We start from the raw sequence: 22,141 nt of genomic DNA, 5'->3' as shown, positions 1-22,141 counted from the left end.
GGCATGACAATGCGCGCGCGCGGCTTCACGCTGATCGAGTTGCTGGTGACGCTGGCCATTCTCGGCCTGCTCAGCGCGCTGGTGATCCCGACCGCGCAGGTGGTGGTGCAGCGCCGCCAGGAGCGGGACCTGCGCGACGCCTTGCACCAGATCCGCGACGGCATCGACGCCTATAAACTGGCTTACGACCAGGGCCGCATCACCAAGTCGCTGGCGGCGACCGGTTATCCCAAGACGCTGGACGTGCTGGTCGAGGGCGTGCCCGACCTGCAGAATCCCAAACACACCAAGATATTCTTCCTGCGGCGGGTGCCGCGCGACCCGTTCAACGCCGACACCTCGGCGAGCCCGGCGCAATCGTGGGGCAAGCGCAGCTACGCCAGCGAAGCCGACCAGCCGAGGGAGGGCGACGACATCTACGACGTTTACAGTCTTAGCGAGAAGAGCGGCCTGAACGGCGTGCCTTATAAAAAATGGTGACCATGAAAAGCAAGGGATTCACGCTGATCGAGCTATTGGTGGTGCTGGGTATCATTGCGCTGATGCTGACGCTGGCGGTGCCGCGCTATTTCCCAAGTATCGACAAATCCAAGGAAGTAGTGCTGGCGGACAATCTGCGCAGCGTGCGCCAGGTGATCGACCAATACTACGGCGACACCGGCCGCTATCCCGATTCTCTGGAACAATTAGTGGAGAAAAAATATCTGCGTGCGTTGCCGGTCGATCCCATCACCGACAGCAGCGCGAGCTGGATACTCGTGCCCCCGGAGGACGGCACCAAGGGCGGTGTCTATGAGATCAGAAGCGGCGCCCCCGGCAACGATCGAAGCGGCCGGCCCTATGCCGAATGGTGATGTTTAATCAGGCAAGATTTCCGATGCGGAGGAAGAGCGGGGGCTTTACTTATCTGAGCCTGATCATTCTGGTCGCCATCATCGGATTGGTAGCCGCATCGGCGCTTAAACTCGGTTCGCTGTTGCAGCGCAGCAAAGCGGAATCGGAGTTGCTTGAAATTGGTGCCGCGTTCAGCGACGCCCTGCAAAGCTATGCCGACGCCACGCCAAGCGGCCAGCCAACTCAGCCTCCTTCATTACAAGCGCTGCTGAAAGATCCCAGATTTTCCGGCACCCGGCGTCATCTGCGCAAGCTGTTCGTCGATCCGATTACCGGCAATCAACAATGGGGCGTCGTGTACCTGGGCGACAAGGTCGGCGTGCTCGCGGTGTACAGTTTGTCGGACGCCAGGCCCATCAAGATTGCTAACTTTCCAGAACGTTTCTCCGGCTTTGAGAACAAGACCCATATTTCCGAGTGGAAGTTTTCTGCGGCTGTTAAACCCAAGCCGGCAGGGGGGCAGGGCCCCGCACGATTGAATTCGGTTCCGGCTGTACCTGCGTTACAACAAATTTCGCCTTTATCTTCGGTTGGTGCGCCTTCTAACACAGAGACAGCCAGCCCATCGCCGCCGGCGCCAGCCGCGCCTTCGGAAACGTCGGAAATTCCCTCTGTGGAAGCTGTTTTGCCCGAGGAACCTGCATCAGTTGAAGAGTCAACAAACTTACCCTCCAGGAAAGATTTGAAGTGAAATATTTCTGTTAAAAAACAAAAAAATCGTCAAAATTGTTGCAGTGCAATTTTCCATTGCACAACATGAAAATAGTTATTGAAAAGAAATAAAAAATGGAATATTTACAATAGGGATCAATTTTCCTATGGTATGCTTGACAAAGCAGTACTCCTATCGACCCACAAGTGAGCGGCGCAAGCACTATCACAATTGTTATCTACATTGAGGAAATTTCCATGAAACTGAAAACTATCGTAGCAGGCGCCATGCTGGCAGCAGCGTCGTTCGCCGCATCGGCCACTAACCACGACCTGGGTACCCTGGACTCCAGCGGTCCGGACAGCTCCCCGTTCGGCTACAAGATCAGCACCGTTGGCGAGTTCAACGACTACCTGACCTTCACGCTGGATGTGGCTTCGGCAACGGCGTTCGGTACGCAACAGAACTTCACCGCGACCACCCAGATCACCGGCTTTGGCGCCGAACTGATGAATGTAACCGGTGGTACGTTCGCCCCGATCACCACGGGCTCGCAGCAAAGCCTGAGCTGGTCCGGTAGCCTGGCTGCCGGCGAGTACACCGTGCACGTCTGGGGTATCACGCCAGTTAAAAACCTGTCGTACTCGGGTACCGTGACGGCCACCCCAGTCCCAGAACCAGAAACCTACGGCATGATGCTGGGCGGCCTGGCACTGGTTGGCGCCATCGCTCGTCGCAAAGCAAAAAAAGCAGCTTAAGTTTCGCTGTTTAAATGAGAAAACCCGCCTCGGCGGGTTTTTTTACGTCCAGCGCTTTGTCCCTCAGCGCGCCATGCGCTTGAAATCGCGGAAGCGGAAGCCCATCGCCAGCAGCGCGCCGAAGTACACCACGCCGCACACGCCGATCAACGCGAACAGCGCGGCGATGCGCAGCAGCGTCTGGTGCGGCGCGGTCCAGTCGAACTGCGCCGCGCCGAACCAGGCCGTCAGGCCCATCAGCACACACGCCACCACCAGCTTGCCGAAGAACAGCGGCCAGCCCGGCTTGGCCACGTAGACGCCACGCCGGCGCAGGCCGGTGAACAGGAAGCCGGCGTTGATGCAGGCGCCCAGGCTGATCGACAGCGCCAGCCCGGCCACCGCGAGCTGCGGCACGAAAATCAGGTTCATCAGCTGGGTGGCGATCATCACGCCGATGGCGATCCGCACCGGCGTGCGGATGTCCTGTTGCGCGTAGAAGGCCGGCGCCAGCGTCTTGACCAGGATGATGCCGAGCAGGCCGACGCTGTAGGCGATCAGCGGCTCCGCCGACGCATGCGCCGCCGCCGCGCTGAATTTACCGTTCTGGAACAGCGTCGCGATCAGCGGCACCGCCAGCGTGGCCAGGCCGACCGCCGCCGGCATCGCCAGCAGGAAGGTCAGGCGCAGGCCCCAGTCCAGCAGCGACGAGTATTCCTCCTTGTCGCCGCCGACGCTGGCCTTGGACAGGCTGGGCAGCAGGATGGTGCCCAGCGCCACGCCCAGCAGCGCGGTCGGAAACTCCATCAGGCGGTCGGCATAGGTCAGGAAGGAAATGCTGCCCTCGGCCAGGTTGGAGGCGATGCTGGTGTTGATCAGCAAACTGATTTGCGCGGCGGAGACGGCGAATACCGCCGGCCCCATCTTCTTCAGCACGCGCCGCACGCCGGGATCGCGCAGGCCGGCCAGCGGATTGAGCGACAGGCGCGGCAGCATGCGGATCTTCAACAATGCCGGGACCTGGATCCCGACCTGCAGCACGCCGCCGACAAAGACCGCGATCGCCATCGCATAGATCGGCTGCTGCAGATGCTGCTGCAGGAACAGCGAGGCCAGGATCGACGAGATATTCAGCAGCACCGGCGTGAAGGCCGGGATCTTGAACTGGCTCCAGGTGTTGAGGATGCCGCCGGCCAGCGCGACGAAGGCCATGAAGGCGATGTAGGGGAACATCAGGCGCGTCATCCAGACCGCCGCGTCGAAGTCGGTCGGCTTGAGGCCGCTGGCGACCGCCATCAGCAGCAGCGGGGATGCGATAATGCCGATCGCACTGATAAAAACGGTCGACCACACCAGCGTGTTGCCGACATGGTCGGCCAGGTTGCGGGTGGCTTCCTCGCTTTGCTTGTTTTTGTACTCGGACAGGATGGGAACGAAGGCTTGCGAGAACGCGCCTTCGGCAAACAGCCTTCTTAATAGATTGGGCAATCGGAACGCGACGTTGTAGGCGTCTGTCATGCCGCCGGCGCCGAAGGCCCGGGCGATGAGGATTTCGCGTAACAGTCCGGTGATACGGGACAGCATGGTCATGCTGCTGAGGGCGGCTAGAGTTTTTAGCAAGTTCATGGGGCATGATTATAGTTGCTCCTGACGGAAAACATCGCTATAATCGCAGGCTGTACAGAATTCTGTTACGCAGACACTAATGTTTGGCAGGCAGCAGTTTGACTCATTGGTACGGCAGACGCACTGAACGCACCTGTTTGGCAAACAATAATGTTTGCAAACGCACCTTTACCCTGTTTTAGGAAATTCCATGGCAAATACCGCACAAGCGCGCAAACGCGCTCGTCAAGCAGTTAAGCAAAACGCTCACAATTCGGCTCAGCGTTCGACCCTGCGCACTGCAATCAAAGCAGTTCGCAAGGCGATCCAGGGCGGCGACAAAGCTGCTGCGACCGCAATCTTCCAATCGTCCGTGTCGAAAATCGACAGCATCGCCGACAAGAAGATCATCCACAAAAACAAGGCAGCTCGTCACAAGAGCCGTCTGGCAGCTGCCCTGAAGGCACTGTCCGCTTAATTCCCTCACCGGGATTCAAGCAAGAACCCGCTCCGGCTTCGGCCGGCGCGGGTTTTTTCGCATGTGCGCGCCGTATTTTTAGTTGCCGAGGTCCTTGGGCGCAACCTCCATCCATTCGCCCGGCATCAGCGGATGCGTGGCCAGTGAGATCCGGCCGATGGCGCTGCGCACCAGCCGCAGCGTCGGCAGGCCGACCGCCGCCGTCATGCGCCGCACCTGGCGGTTCTTGCCTTCCTGGAGCGTGATCGCCAGCCAGCTGGTCGGTTGCTCGGCGCGCTGGCGGATCGGCGGATTGCGCGGCCACAGCCACTCCGGCTCGGCGATCCGCACCGCCTGGCAAGGCTTGGTGACGAAATCGCCCAGATCGATCGGCGCCTGCAGCTTCGCCAGGCTGGCCGCGTCCGGCACGCCGTCCACCTGCACCAGATAGATCTTGGCTTCCTTGTGGTCCGGGTGGGCGATGGCGTGCTGCAGCTTGCCGTCGTCGGTCAGCAGCATCAGGCCCTCGCTGTCGGCGTCGAGGCGGCCGGCGGGGTAGATGTTCGGGATCTTCAGATAGTCGGCCAGCGTGGCCTTGTCGTCCTGCGGCGAGAACTGGCACAGCACTTGAAAAGGTTTATTGAATAGTATCAGGGGCATGCTTATGTTCAGGTGAAATTGGTGTAGGCTTACAAGCCCAGTTCGTGCATAATGTATCAAAAGCATGTCTTATGTCTTATATAAGACCAGAGTCTACCTCGGAGAATCACGATGTTCCAACATATCAAAGTACCCGCCGACGGCCAGAAAATCACCGTCAACGCCGATTTTTCCCTGAATGTACCAGATAACCCGATCATTCCCTATATCGAGGGCGACGGCACCGGGATCGACGTCACTCCGGTGATGCTCAAGGTGGTCGACGCGGCGGTGGCGAAATCCTACGGCGGCAAGCGCAAGATCCACTGGATGGAGATCTACGCCGGCGAGAAATCGACCCAGGTCTATGGTCCCGACGTGTGGCTGCCGGAGGAAACGCTGAGCGCGGTGAAGGACTACGTGGTCTCGATCAAGGGCCCGCTGACGACGCCGGTGGGCGGCGGCATCCGCTCGCTGAACGTGGCGCTGCGCCAGCAGCTGGACCTGTACGTCTGCCTGCGTCCGGTGCGCTACTTCACCGGCGTGCCGTCGCCGCTGAAGGAACCGGAAAAGACCCAGATGGTCATCTTCCGCGAGAACTCGGAGGACATCTATGCCGGCATCGAATACGCGCAGGGTTCGGACGGCGCCAGGAAGCTGATCGATTTCCTGGTCAAGGAAATGGGCGTGACCAAGATCCGCTTCCCGGAGACGTCGGGGCTGGGCATCAAGCCGGTGTCGATCGAGGGCACGCAGCGGCTGGTGCGCAAGGCGATCCAGTACGCCATCGACAACGACAAGCCGTCGGTGACCATCGTCCACAAGGGCAACATCATGAAGTACACCGAGGGCGGTTTCCGCGACTGGGCGTACGAGCTGGCGCAAAAGGAATTCGGCGCCGAGCTGATCGACGGCGGTCCGTGGTGCAAGTTCAAGAATCCGAAGACCGGGCGCGACATCACGATCAAGGATTCGATCGCCGACGCCTTCCTGCAGCAGATCCTGATGCGTCCGGTGGAATACAGCGTCATCGCCACGCTGAACCTGAACGGCGATTACATTTCGGACGCGCTGGCGGCGCAGGTGGGCGGCATCGGCATCGCGCCGGGCGCCAACATGTCGGACTCGGTGGCGATGTTCGAAGCGACGCACGGCACCGCGCCGAAGTACGCCGGCAAGGACTACGTCAATCCGGGTTCGCTGATTTTGTCGGCGGAAATGATGCTGCGCCACATGGGCTGGACCGAAGCGGCCGACCTGATCATCAAGGCGATGGAAAAATCGATCGACTCGAAACGCGTCACCTACGACTTCGCGCGGCTGATGGACAGCGCCACGCAAGTCTCCTGCTCCGGCTTCGGCGAAGTGATGGTCGAACAGATGCAATAAGCAAAAAGGCGGGGTCAGTTCCGGCATCGTGCCACGAGCTGATGCGTAAGCCTGCCGGATGCTGAGCTAGATCAGTATCCGGCGCCCTGGCGGGGCTAAGGTGAAGTGATGACACGTCCACTCCGCCTAGAATTTCCCGGTGCGCTATATCACGTGACCTCGCGTGGCGATCACAGCGAGGCGATATATCGCGACGAGACGGATCGCCTGATCTGGCTCGACATCATGAGGCGCGTCTGCAAGCGCTTCAACTTCGTCATTCATGCGTTTTGCCAGATGACGAATCACTACCATGTGCTGATCGAAACCGTGGAGGGCAATCTGTCGCAAGGGATGCGCCAGCTAAACGGTCTGTACACGCAGCACTTCAATCGCCGGCATCATCTTGTCGGCCATCTGTTCCAGGGGCGCTATAAGGCCATCCTGATTCAAAAAGAGCGCCACCTGCTGGAGCTGTCGCGTTAAGTCGTCTTGAACCCGCTGCGGGCCCGCATGGTCGATGCATTGGATCAGTGGCCATGGAGTAGTCACCACTACGCCACGGGCGCGTACGACGCCCCTGAATGGCTGGAAACGGATTGGCTGCTAGCGCACTTCGGGCCGACGCGCAGCCAAGCCGTGCAGCGCTACCAACGCTTTGTCATGCGTTGTCGCTGGGCGAGTATCGAGATCAATTCACCGATCGCGATCAGGCGATGGCTTGCGCCTATTTTTCGACACTCTATACGATGGCGGAGATTGGAGAGTTCTTTGGCGTCTCGCTCAGATCCGTCAACCGGGCGGTGCGGAAGTTCGAAGAAAATTCCTGATTTGGCACGTTGCCGGAACTGACCCCGGTGTTGTATTTTCGCCCGGAGCCGGGACGAAAAAAAACCTCGCAGTGCGAGGTTTTTTACATCGGGTGCTGAATTTAAGCAGCTTGGATGTTGGAAGCTTGCTTGCCTTTAGGGCCTTGCGTGACTTCGAATTGAACTTTTTGACCTTCTTTGAGGGTCTTGAAACCGTTCATGTTGATTGCGGAGAAGTGAGCGAACAAATCCTCGCCGCCGTCATCTGGAGTGATGAAGCCAAAACCTTTGGAATCATTGAACCACTTAACTGTACCTGTTGCCATAAAAAGAACTTTCAAAATTAAAACGGATCACACGAGCCATAAAAGCAAGAAGCTTCTTGCCCCCTCCTCACGCCTCACTTCTTATCAACATGTACATTTCTGCACGCAGCCGATAACGCATTGTTAGCGGACCAATTTTGAAAGTCAAGCAGATTTGTATGCATTTTGCTACTTTTAACGCGATTGGTGGAAATGCAACTCTTGATTTCACGGAATAGGGCTCCATCTGCGACAAGTCCGGAAAGCGCGTAATATGGAAAACAATTGGATGTGCATGGTGAAATGCACATTGCATCAACCCCGAAAGCATTAGAATATAAGCGTATGGCAACCAAGCATGACACCGAAACCCTCTTGGAGCGGCAAACGCTGAAGCCGCCACCCCTGTACCAGGTGGCGCTTCTCAATGATGACTACACCCCGATGGAATTCGTGGTCGCCATCATCCAGGAGTATTTCAACAAAGACCGTGAAACAGCCACGCAAATTATGCTCAGTGTGCATCGCTATGGCAAAGGAGTGTGCGGCGTGTTCTCAAAAGATATAGCCTGTACCAAAGTGGAGTTCGTTTTAACGCATGCGCGCAAGGCGGGGCATCCCCTGCAGTGCGTGATGGAGGAAGTATGATTGCGCAGGAATTAGAAGTAAGTTTGCACATGGCGTTTGTCGAAGCGCGACAGGCACGGCACGAATTCATCACGGTGGAGCATTTGCTGCTGGCCTTGCTGGACAACCCTTCGGCTGCCGAAGTGTTGCGCGCATGCGCCGTCAACATTGAAGATCTGCGCAAAACCCTGACCAATTTTATTGGCGATAACACCCCGACCGTGCCCGGCACGGGCGAGGTGGATACCCAGCCGACGCTAGGCTTCCAGCGCGTGATTCAGCGCGCCATCATGCACGTACAGTCCGCTTCCAACGGCAAGAAGGAAGTGACGGGCGCCAACGTGCTGGTGGCCATCTTCGGCGAAAAAGACTCGCACGCGGTCTACTACCTGCACCAGCAGGGCGTGACCCGCCTCGACGTGGTCAACTTCATTTCGCACGGCGTGCGCAAGGACCAGCAGACCGATGCCGCCAAGGCCTCGGAAGGCGTGGAGGAAGGCGCTCCGGGCGGCGAAGGCCAGACCAAGGAAAGTCCGCTCGACCAGTTCACGCAGAATCTGAACAAGTCCGCCGCCGAAGGCAAGATCGATCCGCTGATCGGCCGCGAAGACGAAGTCGACCGCGTGATCCAGATCCTGTGCCGTCGCCGCAAGAACAACCCGCTGCTGGTGGGTGAGGCCGGCGTGGGCAAGACCGCGATCGCCGAAGGCCTGGCCTACCGCATCACCCAGGGCGACGTCCCGGAAATCCTGCAGAACGCCGTGGTGTTCTCGCTGGACATGGGCGCGCTGCTGGCCGGCACCAAGTATCGCGGCGATTTCGAGCAGCGCCTGAAGGCGGTCCTGAAGCAACTCAAGGACAACCCGAACGGCATCCTGTTCATCGACGAGATCCACACCATCATCGGCGCCGGTTCGGCGTCGGGCGGCACGCTGGACGCGTCCAACCTGCTGAAACCGGCGTTGGCCAACGGCCAGCTGAAGTGCATCGGTGCGACCACCTACACCGAGTTCCGCGGCGTGTTCGAAAAAGACCACGCGCTGAGCCGCCGTTTCCAGAAGGTCGACGTCAACGAGCCGACCGTCGAACAGACGGTGCAGATCCTGCGCGGCCTGAAGTCGCGCTTCGAAGAGCACCACGGCGTCAAGTATTCGGCGTCGGCGCTGTCGACCGCGGCTGAGCTGGCGGCTCGCTTCATCAACGACCGTCACCTGCCCGACAAGGCGATCGACGTCATCGACGAAGCCGGTGCGGCGCAACGCATCCTGCCGAAGTCGAAGCAGAAGAAAACCATCGGCAAGGCCGAGATCGAGGACATCATCGCCAAGATCGCGCGCATCCCGCCGCAGACCGTCAACCAGGACGACCGCAGCAAGCTGCAAACCATCGACCGCGACCTGCGCAACGTGGTGTTCGGCCAGGATCCGGCGATCGACGCCCTGGCGTCGGCGATCAAGATGGCGCGCGCCGGCCTGGGCAAGACCGACAAGCCGATCGGCTCCTTCCTGTTCTCCGGTCCGACCGGCGTCGGCAAGACCGAGGTGGCGAAGCAGCTGGCCTTCATCATGGGCATCGAGCTGATTCGTTTCGACATGTCCGAGTACATGGAGCGTCACGCCGTGTCGCGCCTGATCGGCGCGCCGCCGGGCTACGTCGGTTTCGACCAGGGTGGCCTGCTGACCGAAGCCATCACCAAGAAACCGCACGCGGTGCTGCTGCTGGATGAAATTGAAAAAGCCCACCCGGACATTTTCAACATCCTGCTGCAAGTGATGGACCACGGCACGCTGACCGACAACAACGGACGCAAGGCCGACTTCCGCAACGTGATCATCATCATGACCACCAACGCGGGCGCCGAGAGCTTGCAGAAGACGTCGATCGGTTTCACCAACTCGAAAGAGGCGGGCGACGAGATGGCCGACATCAAGCGCATGTTCACGCCGGAGTTCCGCAACCGTCTGGACGCGACCATCAGCTTCCGCGCGCTGAACGAGGACGTCATCCTGCGCGTGGTCGACAAGTTCCTGATGCAGCTGGAAGAGCAGCTGCACGAGAAGAAAGTCGAAGCCATCTTCACCGAGAAACTGCGCAAGTTCCTCAGCAAGAAAGGTTTCGACCCGTTGATGGGCGCGCGGCCGATGTCGCGCCTGATCCAGGACATGATCCGCAAGGCGCTGGCCGACGAGCTGCTGTTCGGTCGCTTGGTCACCGGCGGCAAGGTGACCGTGGATCTGGACGACAAGGACGTGGTCAAGCTGGACTTCCCGGAACCGCCCGACGCGGCGCCGACCACCCCGCCGGAGACCGTCGAGGTCGAGTAAGCCCGGCAGGGACACGGAAAACCGCTCTTCGGAGCGGTTTTTTTTCGTCAAGTAACGGCATGTAAATATCCGCCGGCTTTGTATCGGAGTTGTTACTAAGCCAAGGTTTACATCCGCCGCCGCATCGCCGATGATGTATTTTTCTAGCACGCCCCTGAATCGGCGTAGCTCCCAGCCCGCGCCTTCCCATGGACGCGGGTTTTTTTTGCCTGTTGGGCATCAAGCTGTGCCAGAATCGCTGTTCTATTCGACAACTTTCCGGGCCCGTCCATGATCTCATTCCGCGTCCTCCCGCTTGCCCTCATGTTGATGACCGCCACCGCGCCGGCGCTGGCGTTGCCGAACACCAGCGACACCCGGATGCTGACCGAACCCGCGCTGTCGGCGCGCCACCTGGCCTTCATCTACGCCGGCGACGTGTGGCTGGCCAACCCCGACGGCAGCGCGCCGCGCCGCCTCACCGCCGATCCCGGCGAAAAGTCGAACCCGGTGTTTTCGCCGGACGGCAAGTTGCTGGCCTACAGCGCCCAGGTGGACGGCAACATCGATGTCTATCTGCTGCCGGTCGAAGGCGGCGTGCCGAAGCGCCTGACCTGGCATCCGGGCGCGGACCTGGCGCAGGGCTTCACGCCGGACGGCAAGGCGGTGATGTTCACCTCGCCGCGCGCGGCCTTCAACAACCGCTTCCGCAAGCTGTTCACGGTGCCGGTGGCAGGCGGCGTGGAGACCGAGCTGGAGGTCCCGAACGCCGCGCGCGCGACCTGGTCGCCGGACGGCAAGCAGATCGCCTACAACCCGTTCTCGCCGGCCTTCATGCAGTGGAAGCACTATCGCGGCGGCACCAACTCCATCCTGTGGCTGTTCGATCGCGGCGACAAATCGGTGCAGCGCATTCCGCAGCCGGCCACGCATGCCAACGACGTCGATCCGATCTGGATCGGCGACACCGTCTACTTCCGCTCCGACCGCGACGGCGAATTCAATCTATACGCCTACGACGTCAAGACCAGGGCGGTGCGCGCGCTGACCAGGCACACCGACTTCCCTGTGCTGAACGCGGCGGCATCCGGCGACGGCATCGTCTACGAGCAGGCCGGCTATCTGCACGCGCTGGACCTGCGCAGCGGCCAGGCGCGCAAGCTGACCATCGGCGTCAACAGCGATCTGGGTCTGTCGCGCCCGCGCTGGGTCAGTGGCGCCAAGTACATCCGCAACGCCGCGATCTCGCCGTCCGGCGCGCGCGTGGCGTACGAGTTCCGCGGCGAGATCGTCACCATCCCCGCAGACAAAGGCGATGTGCGCAACCTGACGCAAACCTCGGCGGCGCATGAGCGCTCGCCGGCATGGTCGCCCGATGGCCGCTCGGTGGCCTACTTCTCCGACGAATCCGGCGAGTACATGCTGCATATCCGCGCCCAGGACGGCAAGAGCGAGCCGCGCAAATTCAAGCTGACCGGCGCCGGCTTCTACGACAACCCGGTCTGGTCGCCGGACAGCAAGAAGATCGCCTACACCGACAACGCCTGGACGCTGTACGTGCTGGACGTGGCCAGCGGCGCGGTCAAGAAGATCGCCTCCGAGCCGCTGTACGGCGTGAACAAAACGCTGAAGGCCGCCTGGGCGCCGGACTCGCGCTGGATCGCCTACGCGCTCAACGCCATGACCTACACGCGCAGCGCCTACATCTACTCGCTGGAGCAGAACAAATCCTGGCCGGTCACGGATGGCTTGTCGGACGTGGTCAACCCGGTGTTCGACAAGAGCGGCAAATACTTGTACTTCTTCGCCTCGACCAACGCGGGGCCGAGCAACAACTGGTTCTCGCAGCAGAACGAGGACAACCGCGTCACGCGCACCATCTGGATGGCGACCTTGCGGCGCGACCTGCCGTCGCCGCTGATCAAGGAGAGCGACGAGGAGAAGGGCGCGCCGGCGACGCAGCCGGCCAAGGCCGAAGCCAAAGCCGATGCCAAGGCCGACGCGCCGCCCAAAATCGACCCCAAGACCGGTCGCGACGATCCAAAGGTGACGGTGGCGCCAGTCGCGCCGATCGCCATCGACTTCGACGGCATCGACACCCGCATCGTCGATCTGCCGATACCTGCGGCCTCGCTGTCCGACCTGGAGGCCGGCGAGGAGGGCAAGATCTTCTTCCTGCGCGAGACCGACGGCAAGAAGGCCATCCAGCGCTTCGACCTGAAGGACCGCAAGGCCGAGACGCTGCTGCCCGAGGCGGACGAATTCGAAGTCTCGGCCGACGGCAAGAAGCTGTTGTACCGCCTGAAGGAAGCCTGGTCCATGGGCAGCGCCGGCGCCAAGACGCTGACGCCGGGCGAAGGCAAGATCAAAATCGAAGCCATTGAAGTGCGCGCCGAACCGCGCGCCGAGTGGGCGCAGATCTTCAACGAAGTCTGGCGCATCAACCGCGACTACTTCTACGACCCCGGCATGCACGGCGCCGACTGGAACAAGATGCGCGCCAAGTACGCGCAGTTCCTGCCGGAGCTGTCCAGCCGCGCCGATCTGAATCGGCTGGTGCAATGGCTGTGCAGTGAACTCGGCGTCGGCCACCATCGCGGCGGTGGCGGCGACTACTTCACCGACGCCAAGCCGGTGCCGGTAGGCCTGCTCGGCGCTGACTATGAGGTCAGCGAAGGCCGTTACCGCTTCAAGAAAGTCTACGGCGGCTTGAACTGGAACCCGGCGCTGCGCGCGCCGTTGACGGAGCCGGGCCTGAACGTCAAGGCCGGCGAGTACCTGCTGGCGGTGGACGGCCGCGCGCTGCTGGCGCCGACCAATTTGTACAGCGCTTTCGAGAACACCGCCAACAAGGCGATCGACATCACCGTCGGCCCCAACGCGGACGGCAGCAAATCGCGCACCATCACCGTGGTGCCGGTGGCGATGGAGGACGCGCTGCGCAACCGCGATTGGATCGAGGGGAATATGCGCAAGGTGAACGCCGCCACCGGCGGCCGCGTCGCCTACGTCTACGTGCCCAACACCGCGACCCTGGGCCACACCTACTTCAAGCGCTACTTCTTCCCGCAAGCCGACAAGGACGCGGTCATCATCGACGAGCGCTTCAACGGCGGCGGCAGCGTCGCCGACTACTATCTGGAGATCCTGCAGAAGAAGGAGATCGCCTGGTGGACCATGCGCTACGGCGCCGACATGAAGACGCCGTCGGCCTCGATCCAGGGCCCGCGCGCGATGCTGATCGATGAGACGGCCGGTTCGGGCGGCGACCTGCTGCCGTGGATGTTCCGCAAAAACCAAATGGGCCCGCTGATCGGCAAGCGCACCTGGGGTGGTCTGGTCGGCGTGCTCGGTTTCCCGACGCTGATGGACGGCGGCTTCATCACCGCGCCCAACCTGGCCTTCTGGACCCGCGACGGCGGCTGGGGCGTGGAGAACGAAGGCGTGGCGCCGGATATCGAGATCGACCAGAACCCGGCCGACGTCATCGCCGGCCGCGACCCGCAGCTGGAAAAAGCGATCGAGGTGATCAAGGCGGAATTGGCGAAGAATCCGCCGGTGCGTCCGGCCCGTCCGGCGTTCCCGATCAAGGCCAAATAAACGCGGTGTCCGGAAGTGAACAGCGCCGGCGTTCACTTCCGGACAATGCACCGCGGCGCAGTCGGCGCGCGCGGCGCGGCATGCAATGGCACGGATGTTGCACTAACAGGAGATCGACCCTGACGGACATGCCCACATGAAAATAAGAGACTTGCGCATCGGCTGGCGCACCCTGATCCAGGAACCCGCGTACACGCTGGCGGTGGTGCTGGGTCTCGGCATCGGCCTGGCCGCGTGCCTGCTGCTGCTTGGCTTCGTGCGTTATTCGATGGAATACGACACCCACGTGCCGCAGGTGGACCATGTCTACGTCGTCAAGCACCACTTCAACGTCGAACCGGCGTCGCCGCTGTTCGAACTGGCGCCGATGTTCCTGCGCGAGACCGCATTGAAGATACCCGGCGTGGTCGATGTCACCAGCTACATCCCATCGCGGCCGGACATCACGCCGCTGACGGTGCGTGTCGATCGCGGCCTGATGACGGTGCGCGGCCTGATCGTGCTGCCGGGCTTCCCGTCCATGCTCGGCCTGCGCGCGGCACAAGGCGATCTGGCGGCGGCCTTGCAGCGGCCGGATCTCTTCGTCATCACCGAAGCCGCCGCGCTGCGCATGTTCGGCACGCGCGACGCGCTGGGCCGGAGCATGCTGGCCGAAGGCAGCACCATGCAAGTGGGCGCGATCGTGCCGACGCCGCCGGCCAACTCCACGATCCAGTTCGAGGTGCTGTTCGGCGTCCAGGCGGCGGTGGTGGAAAAAGAGATCCGGCACGAGATGCTGACCGGCGAGCATGGCTGGATGACCAAGATGCTGCTGCGTGTCGGGCCTGACGCGTCGCTGCCGGCGATCCTGCAACGCCTGCAGCAAGCGGTGGACACCGCGCCCAGCCTCAATCAATGGCCGCCGCAGGTACGCGAGCGGCTGGGCAATCGCAAGGCGATCGAACTGGCCATCTCGCCGCTGCGCGACGCCTATTTCGACTACCGGTCCGAGAACAACTTCATCGCGCTGTCGGGCGACCGGGCCAATCCCATCGTCGTCGCCGGGCTGGCGGCGCTGGCGCTGCTGATCCTGCTGCTGGCGGCGATCAACTACGTCAACCTGACCACGGTGCGCGTGCTGCGCCGCCAGCGGGAGGTGGCGATGCGCAAAGTGCTGGGCGCCGGCGGCATGCGGATCGCGCTGCAATTCCTGCTCGAATCGCTGCTGGTGGCGATGGTGGCGACCGCGCTCGGGCTGCTGCTGGCCTGGCTGGCGTTGCCGTTGTTCTCGCAGCTGGTCAACCGTCAGTTGGATGGCGTGTTCTCCTTGCAGAATATCGCCACAGCCATCGTCATCGGCGCGGTACTGGGCGCGGCGACGGCGGCGCATCCCGCATGGATCGCATTGCGGGTGCATCCGAGGCAGGTGCTGGCGGGGCGGCCGGACACCGAGTCGCATGGCAGCATGCAATGGCGGCGCGCGCTGACGGTGCTGCAGGTCGCCATCGCCATGGGATTCGCCGGCGTCACCATCGCGGTGGCGTGGCAGACCGAGTATGCGATGCGGGTCTCGCCGGGATTCGATCCGGCGCCGCTGGTCATCGTCGACATGCCGGAGCGCGTCAAGGACAGCGAGGCGGCGCGCCGCTTTCTCTCCGCCTTGAAGGCGCAGCCAGGCGTTGGCGACGTCGCGATTTCCGCCGACCCGGTCGGCCGGCTCGATTGGGCCTGGACCTGGGAGCTGAAGCGTCCCGGCGGCGTCGCCGCGACGATGGAGATGAAATCGGTCAGCGCGAATTTCTTTGAGCTGTACGGCATCGCGCCGGCGGCCGGGCGCTTGTTCCAGGCCGCCATCGACAAGAACGACGACAATATACCGTTGGTGCTGAACCTGGTCGCCGCGCGCGCGCTGGGTTTCGCCAGCGCCGAGGAGGCGGTCGGCCAGACCGTGATGTACACCGGCTACGACAACACGGTGACGGCGCGGCGCATCGTCGGCATCGCGCCCGAACTGCGCTTTCGTTCACTGCGCGACCAGCCGCGCGCGACGGCCTATGAATTGTCTTCCTCGGGGACGGTGTTGAGCGTGCGCGCCGCCGCCGCCACGCCGGCCGCCATCGAGCGCACCGCGCAGACGCTGTGGCCGGGCTACTTCCCGAACGCGATCCCCAAGACCTATCGCGCAGCGGACGTGCTGGCGGCGCACTACGCCGACGATGCGCGCATGGCCAGGCTGCTGATGGTCGCCACCGGCATCGCGCTGGCGATCGCCGCCTTCGGCACCTACGTGCTGGCGGCGAACACGGTGCAGCGGCGCGCGCGCGAAATCGTGCTGCGCAAGCTGCACGGTGCGCGTCGCGGCGACATCGGACTGCTGGTGGTGAGGGAAGTGGGAACGCTGGTGCTGGCCGCCGCCGTGATCGCGCTGCCGGTGGCGGCGCTGGCGATCCAGCGCTACCTGTCGAACTACGTCGAGCATGCGCCGATCGGCTATTGGACGCTGCTGCTCGCGCTGTCGCTGACGCTGACGATCGCCCTGGCCGCCGTCGCCCGCCACACCAGGATCGCCATGCGGATGGCGCCGGCCGACGTAATTCGGGGTCAGGTCTGACATTCGTACACGGGCTCTACCGTAGCTGGAGCTACGGTAGAGCCCGTGTACGAATGTCAGACCTGACCCCGAAGTTTAAAGGCTGGTCAGCGCTTTGAACTGTGCGGCGCGGCGGCGCGAGACTTCGACTTCGGGGCCGCCGCGCAGCATCAGATCGAGGCCGCCGGATTCGTTGGGGGTGACTTGTTCTACGTGGTCGAGGTTGACAATGTGGCGGCGGCTGGCGCGGAAGAAGCGTTCCGGATCGAGGCGTTCTTCCAACTGGTTCAGGGAGCGCAGCATCAGCGGCTGCTGGCGCTCGAAGTAGACGCGCGTGTAATTGCCATCCGATTCAAACAGACGAATGTCCTGCAAGGCGACGAACCAGCAGCGCTCTCCATCCTTGATGAACAGTTTCTTCGCGGCGGTCGGCGCGGTGTAGGCCAGCGCGCGCTGATAACGCATCGCGCAGCGCTGCAAGGCCGCCGCCATGCGCGCAGCCTGGATCGGCTTTTGCAGATAGTCCAGCGCGTTAACCTCGAACGCTTGCAGCGCATACTGGTCGAAGGCGGTGGTGAAGATCACCTCCGGCGCATCCTCCAGCGCGGCCAGCATGTCGAAGCCGCTGCCGCCCGGCATTTGCACATCGAGGAAGATCAGGTCCGGCTTGAGCGCGGCGATCTGCTGCACGCCGTCGGCCGCGTTGACCGCTTCGCCCACGATCTCCACGCCGGCATGCGCCGCGAGCAGGCGTCGCAATTCGGCGCGCGCGAGGCGCTCGTCGTCGATCAGTAATACCCGCATCAAGCGGCCTCCGGTAAAGTCATCGTGGCGCGCACCCAGCCGCTGTTTTCAGTCAGGTCGAGATTGGCGTTGGAACCCAGCGCCAGCGCCAGCCGCTTGCGCGTGTTGACCAGCCCCACCTTGGTGGAATTGGCGAACGGCAGAATTGCGCCGAGGTTGGCGATCTCGATGTGGACCGTGCCGTCGTCCATGCGCTGCGCGCGGATGCGTATCTCGCTGCCGGTCGGACTGGCTTCGACGCCGTACTTGACCGCATTCTCCACCAATGTCTGCAAGGCCATCGGCGGAATGCGCACCTGCTCCAGTCCCAGCCCGATCTCGACGCTGACCTGCATGCGCTCCTCGAAGCGGATTTTCTCGATCGCGAGGTAGGCTTGCACCGCTTCGATCTCGGCGGCCAGCGGCACGGTGTCGTGCTGCCCGGACTGCAGCGCGTAGCGCATCACGCTCGCCAACTGGTCGATCATCAGCGCTGCGGCATCCGGCTCTTCGTAGATCAGCGCACGCACGCTGTTCATGCTGTTGAAGAAGAAGTGGGGATTGACCTGCGCCTGCAACGCGCGCAGTTCGGCGTCCTTGGCGCTGATCTCCAGCCGCAGCGATTCCGCTTCCAGCCGGTTGGCGCGGCGCAGCGACAGCACCGCCATGTAGAAGATATTCCAGACCAGATAGACCGCCCACCACGACAGCAACGCGCCCGGCAGCCATGCCACGCCGTGCACGTCGCCGAACGGCCGTATCACGATATAGCCGACCAGCTGCACGGCGGTGTGCAGCACGCCCAGCGCCAGGATCGCGCAGCAGACCAGCTTCCATGTGATGCGCACGCCGCTGCGCACGCGCCGCTGGAGCATGCGGTGCCACAGGTCGGAGATGACCAAGCCGCTGATCGCGCCCCACCACGAGATCGCCATCATCCCCGGCGCGCGCGATGCGCCCATGGCGAAGGCGAACAGCGGCAGGAAGCCCCAGCCGGCCAGCTGGAATATCCAGTACCAGTTCAGGCGGGCGATGAGTGGGCGGTCGTTGTTCATGATGATCAGTTCAGGAAGCTGTCGATGCGATCATACATCCAGGCCGCGTCGTCGTACATGATGAAGTGGCGGGCGTTGTCCGCCAGCTCAATTTTGACGCCGGCCAGCTGTTGATACTGGCTCTTGAACATCTGTTCGAACATCGGCTTGGCGCCGTAGTCCTTGTAGGCGATCCAGCTGCCCAGCACCAGTGTCGGCGCCTTGATGCGGCTGATCTGCTGGCGCATGTCGTCGCCCATCATCTCGGCCATGGAGTTGGCGACGGTGGCGCGGTCCGAGCGATCGCCCCAGCCGGTGGCGCGGTCGATGTCTTCCTGTTTGGTGATCATGCTGTGCAGCGTCTGCTGCTGGGTGACTTTGTAGGCGGCGGCATCCTGCGCCAGGATGCGGGTGCGCATGCCGGCGGCCATTTGCTTCATCTGTTCGCCGGTGATGCTCGGCATTTGCGTGGCCGCCATCGCCGGCAGGCTGTCGACGATGACCAGGCGGCTGACCTGGTCCGGATGATCGGCGGCGAGTTTCATGCCGAGGAAGCCGCCCATACTGTGGCCTATCACGATCGGGCGATCGAATTTATTGGCGGCGATGTAGTCGCTCAGCTGCTGCTCGACGGCGGGCAGCAGCGGGGTGTCGATCGCGGGCTGCCCGGCGAAGCCTGCGAGCGTCAGCACGTGACATTGATACTTGCCGCCGGCGCCGCAGTAGCGCGCCACCGTGCCGTTCCATACTTCGCCGGAGGAGGCCAGGCCGGGGATCAGGATCAGGGGCGCGCCTTTGCCGGTGACGTCGATCTTGAAGGCTGGGTGCGCGTCGGCGCCTGTGGCCGCTGCGGCGGCCGTGGATGCGGCGCATGCCAGCGTTACGGCGGCGGTCAGGGTGGCGATGCGGTTGATGAGCGAGCGTTGCATGGTGGGCCTCTGGGTTGGTTGAGCGAGTGAGGCCATGCTACCGGCACGCCGTCGGGACGGCGACGGCTTCTTGATGAACGGTTTCCAGCGCGGGACGAGCGGTATTAGCCCTCGTCGCGCAGGCGGCGCCACAGCGTGGTGCGGCTGATGCCCAGGTACTCGGCGGCGGCGTCGCGCCGGCCGCCGAAGCGGGCCAGTACCGCGCTGATGCTCTCGGCGCCGCGCGCGCCCGGTGGCGGTAGCGACGACGTCGGCAACTGTGGCGCAGGCGTAGGCCACTGCGGCGGCGGCATCGCGCCGGACGGTTGGAATGCGCCGGGCATGTGCGCCGCGAGTTCCGGCGCCACGCCGAGCATGAAGGCGGGCGTCAGCGCTTGCAGCGGTTCGGCGGCGAGGAACAATGCAAGCCGCTCGGTGAGGTTGCGCAGTTCGCGCACATTGCCGGGCCAGTCGTAACGCTGCAAGAGCGGCGCGCAGGCGGCCATCTCGGCGTGCAGGTTCGGATGCGGCCGCGCGCCCAGCGACGCCAGCGCATTCTTCAGCGACCACTCGGCCAGCGTCATGATATCGTCCGGCCGCGCGCGCAGCGGCGGCAGCGTCAGCCGCAGCACCGCCAGCCGGTAAAACAGGTCGGCGCGGAAGCGGCCCTCGCGCACGCGCTGCTCCAGATCGCAGTGCGTGGCGCTGATGATGCGCACATTCACCGGTATCGGCCTCGTACCGCCCACACGCACCACCTCGCGCTCCTCCAACACGCGCAGCAGGCGCGTTTGCAGCGTCAGCGGCATCTCGCCGATCTCGTCGAGGAACAGCGTACCGCGATTGGCCGCTTCGAACAGCCCCGCATGGCCGCCGCGCCGGGCGCCGGTGAAAGCGCCTTCCTCGTGGCCGAACAGTTCCGATTCCAGCAGCGACTCCGCGATCGCGCCGCAGTTGACCGCGACGAAAGGCCGATTCTGTCCCAGGCTGCGCGGCGACTCGCGATGGATGGCCTGCGCCACCAGCTCCTTGCCGCAGCCGGTTTCGCCCTGTATCAGCACGGTGGCCGGCGATTTCGCATACAGCACGACCGACTGGCGCAACGCCTCCATCGCTTCCGATTCGCCGCGCAGATCGTTGAGGCCATGCTTGGCGCGCAGCGTGTCCGTCACCACCGCGCCGCGTACGCGGTTGCGGTTCGATTCGAGCTGCGTCAGGCGTGCCATCTCCAGCGCGTCGTCGAAAGCGTGGCGGATCGATGCCGCCGAGTAGACGAACACGCCGGTCAATCCCGCTTCCTCGGCCAGATCGGTGATCAGCCCCGCGCCGACGATGGCCTTGATGCCGGCCGCCTTCAGATCGTTGATCTGCGCGCGCGCATCCTCCTCGGTCGCGTAGGTGCGCTGCGCGACGTCGAAGCCGAAGGTGGCGGAGAATTCGGCCAGCTCCGCCAGCCGCTCCTGATAGGTGACGATGCCGATGCGGTCCGAGACGCGGCGCGCGCGCGCCAGCGCCTGCATCACGTCGAAGCCGCTGAACTTGGCGATCACCACCGGCACCGACAGCCGGCCTTTCAGATACGCCGCGTTGGAGCCTGCGGCGATGACGGCGTCGCAGCGCTCCGTCGCCATGCGCTCGCGGATGTGGCGCGCCGCCTCGTCGAAGCCGAGGTTGATCGGTTCGATGGTGGCCAGGTCGTCGTATTCCAGCGTGATATCGCGGAACAGGTCGTACAGGCGTGACACCGACACCGTCCAGATGACCGGCTTGTCGTTGGCGTCGAAGGGCAGGGGAGTGGAATGGCGCATGTTTCAAGTATAGTTCATTTTTGTTTCAGATGAAACGTGATGCAACGGGGCGCAGGCCTAAGTGATTGATTTATATAGTATGGCTTTCTGGCATGACGCTTGCACTAGATAGTCCAACTTCACTGAAAGGCAATCAATATGACTCACTACTCCGCAGGCGCCGCGTTCCGCAAAGCCGTCCAGGAAGAATCGCCATTGCAGGTGGTTGGCGCGATCAACGCCAATCACGCGCTGCTGGCCAAGCGCGCCGGCTTCAAGGCGATCTATCTTTCGGGTGGCGGCGTGGCCGCAGGCTCGCTGGGATTGCCGGATCTCGGCATCTCCAGTCTGGACGACGTGCTGACCGACGTGCGCCGCATCACCGACGTGTGCGACCTGCCGCTGCTGGTGGACGTCGACACCGGCTTCGGCGCCTCCGCCTTCAACGTGGCGCGCACCGTCAAGTCGATGATCAAGTTCGGCGCGGCCGCGATGCACATCGAAGACCAGGTCGGCGCCAAGCGCTGCGGCCATCGTCCCGGCAAGGAGATCGTCAGCAAGCAGGAAATGGTCGACCGCATCAGCGCCGCCGTCGACGCGCGCACCGACGACCAATTCGTCATCATGGCGCGCACCGATGCGCTGGCGGTGGAAGGACTGGACGCCGCGATCGAACGCGCCGTCGCCTGCGTGGAGGCGGGCGCCGACATGATCTTCCCGGAAGCGATGATCAGTCTCGATATGTACAAAAAATTCGCCGCCGCCGTGAAGGTGCCGGTGCTGGCCAACATCACCGAATTCGGTTCGACGCCGCTGTTCACCGTGGACGAGTTGCGCGGCGCCGATGTGGGCCTGGTGCTTTATCCGCTGTCGGCCTTCCGCGCGATGAACAAGGCGGCGGAAAACGTGTACGGCGCGATCCGCCGCGACGGCACGCAGCAGGCCGTGCTCGATACCATGCAGACTCGCGCCGAGCTGTATGAGCGCATCAACTACCACAGCTTCGAAGAAAAACTCGACGCCTTGTTTGCAGCTCAAAATTCAGCCCAGAAAAAATAAGAGGA

The 22,141-nt window shown here is 62.8% G+C and carries 20 protein-coding genes; 13 read left to right on the top strand and 7 right to left on the bottom strand.

What is annotated here, in order from left to right:
• Positions 1-3: 3 nt before the first annotated feature.
• From GW587_RS27640 to GW587_RS27625, 4 genes are all read left to right on the top strand, one after another.
• Complete coding sequence (locus GW587_RS27640; RefSeq protein WP_166108122.1) at positions 4-480, top strand: type II secretion system protein; 477 nt, start codon at positions 4-6, stop codon at positions 478-480.
• Positions 474-854, top strand: a complete 381-nt coding sequence (locus tag GW587_RS27635) for a type II secretion system protein (protein WP_166108121.1) — start codon at positions 474-476, stop codon at positions 852-854. Before GW587_RS27640 ends, GW587_RS27635 begins: the two co-directional genes overlap by 7 nt.
• Positions 854-1,585: a type II secretion system protein gene (locus GW587_RS27630; RefSeq protein WP_229259689.1), complete on the top strand. Its 732-nt coding sequence runs from the start codon at positions 854-856 to the stop codon at positions 1,583-1,585. Before GW587_RS27635 ends, GW587_RS27630 begins: the two co-directional genes overlap by 1 nt.
• A 218-nt stretch (positions 1,586-1,803) precedes the next feature.
• A complete protein-coding gene (locus GW587_RS27625) occupies positions 1,804-2,304 on the top strand; it encodes an FxDxF family PEP-CTERM protein (RefSeq protein ID WP_207393669.1) in 501 nt (166 codons plus the stop codon).
• 63 nt (positions 2,305-2,367) lie between these two features.
• On the opposite strand, the gene murJ is transcribed toward GW587_RS27625, so the two are convergent.
• Positions 2,368-3,909 (bottom strand): murein biosynthesis integral membrane protein MurJ, encoded by a 1,542-nt coding sequence (gene murJ, locus GW587_RS27620; protein WP_166108120.1) that lies wholly within the window; start codon positions 3,907-3,909, stop codon positions 2,368-2,370.
• 190 nt (positions 3,910-4,099) lie between these two features.
• On the opposite strand from murJ, the gene rpsT reads away from it, so the two are divergent.
• On the top strand, positions 4,100-4,366 hold the full coding sequence (gene rpsT / locus GW587_RS27615) for a 30S ribosomal protein S20 (RefSeq protein WP_166108119.1): 267 nt from the start codon (positions 4,100-4,102) through the stop codon (positions 4,364-4,366).
• Positions 4,367-4,444: 78 nt separating this feature from the next.
• Here rpsT and GW587_RS27610 read toward each other — a convergent pair whose 3' ends face one another.
• Positions 4,445-5,005 (bottom strand): pseudouridine synthase, encoded by a 561-nt coding sequence (locus GW587_RS27610; protein ID WP_166108118.1) that lies wholly within the window; start codon positions 5,003-5,005, stop codon positions 4,445-4,447.
• 111 nt (positions 5,006-5,116) lie between these two features.
• On the opposite strand from GW587_RS27610, the gene icd reads away from it, so the two are divergent.
• The 3 genes from icd to GW587_RS31525 all read left to right on the top strand — a co-directional run bounded on the left by icd (position 5,117) and on the right by GW587_RS31525 (position 7,182).
• Complete coding sequence (gene icd / locus GW587_RS27605) at positions 5,117-6,373, top strand: NADP-dependent isocitrate dehydrogenase (RefSeq protein WP_166108117.1); 1,257 nt, start codon at positions 5,117-5,119, stop codon at positions 6,371-6,373.
• Between the two features lie 108 nt (positions 6,374-6,481).
• Positions 6,482-6,838 (top strand): transposase, encoded by a 357-nt coding sequence (locus GW587_RS31530; RefSeq protein ID WP_229259688.1) that lies wholly within the window; start codon positions 6,482-6,484, stop codon positions 6,836-6,838.
• Between the two features lie 113 nt (positions 6,839-6,951).
• Positions 6,952-7,182 (top strand): hypothetical protein, encoded by a 231-nt coding sequence (locus tag GW587_RS31525; RefSeq protein ID WP_229259687.1) that lies wholly within the window; start codon positions 6,952-6,954, stop codon positions 7,180-7,182.
• A 101-nt stretch (positions 7,183-7,283) separates the two neighbouring features.
• On the opposite strand, the gene cspE is transcribed toward GW587_RS31525, so the two are convergent.
• Positions 7,284-7,487: a transcription antiterminator/RNA stability regulator CspE gene (gene cspE, locus GW587_RS27595; RefSeq protein WP_010395943.1), complete on the bottom strand. Its 204-nt coding sequence runs from the start codon at positions 7,485-7,487 to the stop codon at positions 7,284-7,286.
• 324 nt (positions 7,488-7,811) lie between these two features.
• On the opposite strand from cspE, the gene clpS reads away from it, so the two are divergent.
• The 4 genes from clpS to GW587_RS27575 all read left to right on the top strand — a co-directional run bounded on the left by clpS (position 7,812) and on the right by GW587_RS27575 (position 16,586).
• Entirely contained in the window at positions 7,812-8,114 is a 303-nt protein-coding gene (gene clpS / locus GW587_RS27590) for an ATP-dependent Clp protease adapter ClpS (RefSeq protein ID WP_008446470.1), read from the top strand.
• On the top strand, positions 8,111-10,417 hold the full coding sequence (gene clpA / locus GW587_RS27585; protein WP_166108116.1) for an ATP-dependent Clp protease ATP-binding subunit ClpA: 2,307 nt from the start codon (positions 8,111-8,113) through the stop codon (positions 10,415-10,417). The genes clpS and clpA overlap by 4 nt, the downstream gene beginning before the upstream one ends.
• Positions 10,418-10,720: 303 nt before the next feature.
• A complete protein-coding gene (locus tag GW587_RS27580; RefSeq protein ID WP_229259686.1) occupies positions 10,721-13,996 on the top strand; it encodes a S41 family peptidase in 3,276 nt (1,091 codons plus the stop codon).
• Between the two features lie 136 nt (positions 13,997-14,132).
• Entirely contained in the window at positions 14,133-16,586 is a 2,454-nt protein-coding gene (locus GW587_RS27575; protein WP_166108114.1) for an ABC transporter permease, read from the top strand.
• Positions 16,587-16,661: 75 nt separating this feature from the next.
• Here GW587_RS27575 and GW587_RS27570 read toward each other — a convergent pair whose 3' ends face one another.
• The 4 genes from GW587_RS27570 to prpR form a co-directional block, all read right to left on the bottom strand.
• Complete coding sequence (locus tag GW587_RS27570; RefSeq protein ID WP_166108174.1) at positions 16,662-17,369, bottom strand: LytR/AlgR family response regulator transcription factor; 708 nt, start codon at positions 17,367-17,369, stop codon at positions 16,662-16,664.
• Positions 17,369-18,403, bottom strand: coding sequence for a sensor histidine kinase (locus GW587_RS27565; protein WP_166108113.1), 1,035 nt, complete (start codon positions 18,401-18,403; stop codon positions 17,369-17,371). Before GW587_RS27565 ends, GW587_RS27570 begins: the two co-directional genes overlap by 1 nt.
• 5 nt (positions 18,404-18,408) lie before the next feature.
• The gene (locus GW587_RS27560) at positions 18,409-19,311 is read right to left on the bottom strand and encodes an alpha/beta fold hydrolase (protein WP_166108112.1); all 903 of its coding nucleotides are present in this window, start codon (positions 19,309-19,311) and stop codon (positions 18,409-18,411) included.
• A gap of 104 nt (positions 19,312-19,415) precedes the next feature.
• Positions 19,416-21,098 carry a propionate catabolism operon regulatory protein PrpR gene (prpR, locus tag GW587_RS27555; RefSeq protein WP_166108111.1) on the bottom strand — a complete coding sequence of 561 codons (1,683 nt, stop codon included), beginning with the start codon at positions 21,096-21,098 and terminating at the stop codon, positions 19,416-19,418.
• A 138-nt stretch (positions 21,099-21,236) separates the two neighbouring features.
• Between prpR and prpB the strand changes: the two genes are divergently transcribed.
• Complete coding sequence (gene prpB / locus GW587_RS27550; RefSeq protein ID WP_166108110.1) at positions 21,237-22,136, top strand: methylisocitrate lyase; 900 nt, start codon at positions 21,237-21,239, stop codon at positions 22,134-22,136.
• Positions 22,137-22,141 lie beyond the last annotated feature (5 nt).

Source organism: Duganella aceris, assembly GCF_011090165.1.
Lineage (GTDB): Bacteria > Pseudomonadota > Gammaproteobacteria > Burkholderiales > Burkholderiaceae_D > Rugamonas > Rugamonas aceris.
The sequence above is the reverse complement of the archived record's forward strand: the minus strand, read 5'-3'. Positions and strand labels throughout refer to the sequence as shown.

Bases quoted from the DNA above. Each gene is read 5' to 3' on its own strand.
- GW587_RS27640 (WP_166108122.1), top strand. From the start codon at position 4: ATGACAATGCGCGCGCGCGGCTTCACGCTGATCGAGTTGCTGGTGACG.
- GW587_RS27635 (WP_166108121.1), top strand. From the start codon at position 474: ATGGTGACCATGAAAAGCAAGGGATTCACGCTGATCGAGCTATTGGTG.
- GW587_RS27630 (WP_229259689.1), top strand. From the start codon at position 854: ATGTTTAATCAGGCAAGATTTCCGATGCGGAGGAAGAGCGGGGGCTTT.
- GW587_RS27625 (WP_207393669.1), top strand. From the start codon at position 1,804: ATGAAACTGAAAACTATCGTAGCAGGCGCCATGCTGGCAGCAGCGTCG.
- murJ (WP_166108120.1), bottom strand. From the start codon at position 3,909: ATGAACTTGCTAAAAACTCTAGCCGCCCTCAGCAGCATGACCATGCTG.
- rpsT (WP_166108119.1), top strand. From the start codon at position 4,100: ATGGCAAATACCGCACAAGCGCGCAAACGCGCTCGTCAAGCAGTTAAG.
- GW587_RS27610 (WP_166108118.1), bottom strand. From the start codon at position 5,005: ATGCCCCTGATACTATTCAATAAACCTTTTCAAGTGCTGTGCCAGTTC.
- icd (WP_166108117.1), top strand. From the start codon at position 5,117: ATGTTCCAACATATCAAAGTACCCGCCGACGGCCAGAAAATCACCGTC.
- GW587_RS31530 (WP_229259688.1), top strand. From the start codon at position 6,482: ATGACACGTCCACTCCGCCTAGAATTTCCCGGTGCGCTATATCACGTG.
- cspE (WP_010395943.1), bottom strand. From the start codon at position 7,487: ATGGCAACAGGTACAGTTAAGTGGTTCAATGATTCCAAAGGTTTTGGC.
- clpS (WP_008446470.1), top strand. From the start codon at position 7,812: ATGGCAACCAAGCATGACACCGAAACCCTCTTGGAGCGGCAAACGCTG.
- clpA (WP_166108116.1), top strand. From the start codon at position 8,111: ATGATTGCGCAGGAATTAGAAGTAAGTTTGCACATGGCGTTTGTCGAA.
- GW587_RS27580 (WP_229259686.1), top strand. From the start codon at position 10,721: ATGTTGATGACCGCCACCGCGCCGGCGCTGGCGTTGCCGAACACCAGC.
- GW587_RS27575 (WP_166108114.1), top strand. From the start codon at position 14,133: ATGAAAATAAGAGACTTGCGCATCGGCTGGCGCACCCTGATCCAGGAA.
- GW587_RS27570 (WP_166108174.1), bottom strand. From the start codon at position 17,369: ATGCGGGTATTACTGATCGACGACGAGCGCCTCGCGCGCGCCGAATTG.
- GW587_RS27565 (WP_166108113.1), bottom strand. From the start codon at position 18,403: ATGAACAACGACCGCCCACTCATCGCCCGCCTGAACTGGTACTGGATA.
- GW587_RS27560 (WP_166108112.1), bottom strand. From the start codon at position 19,311: ATGCAACGCTCGCTCATCAACCGCATCGCCACCCTGACCGCCGCCGTA.
- prpR (WP_166108111.1), bottom strand. From the start codon at position 21,098: ATGCGCCATTCCACTCCCCTGCCCTTCGACGCCAACGACAAGCCGGTC.
- prpB (WP_166108110.1), top strand. From the start codon at position 21,237: ATGACTCACTACTCCGCAGGCGCCGCGTTCCGCAAAGCCGTCCAGGAA.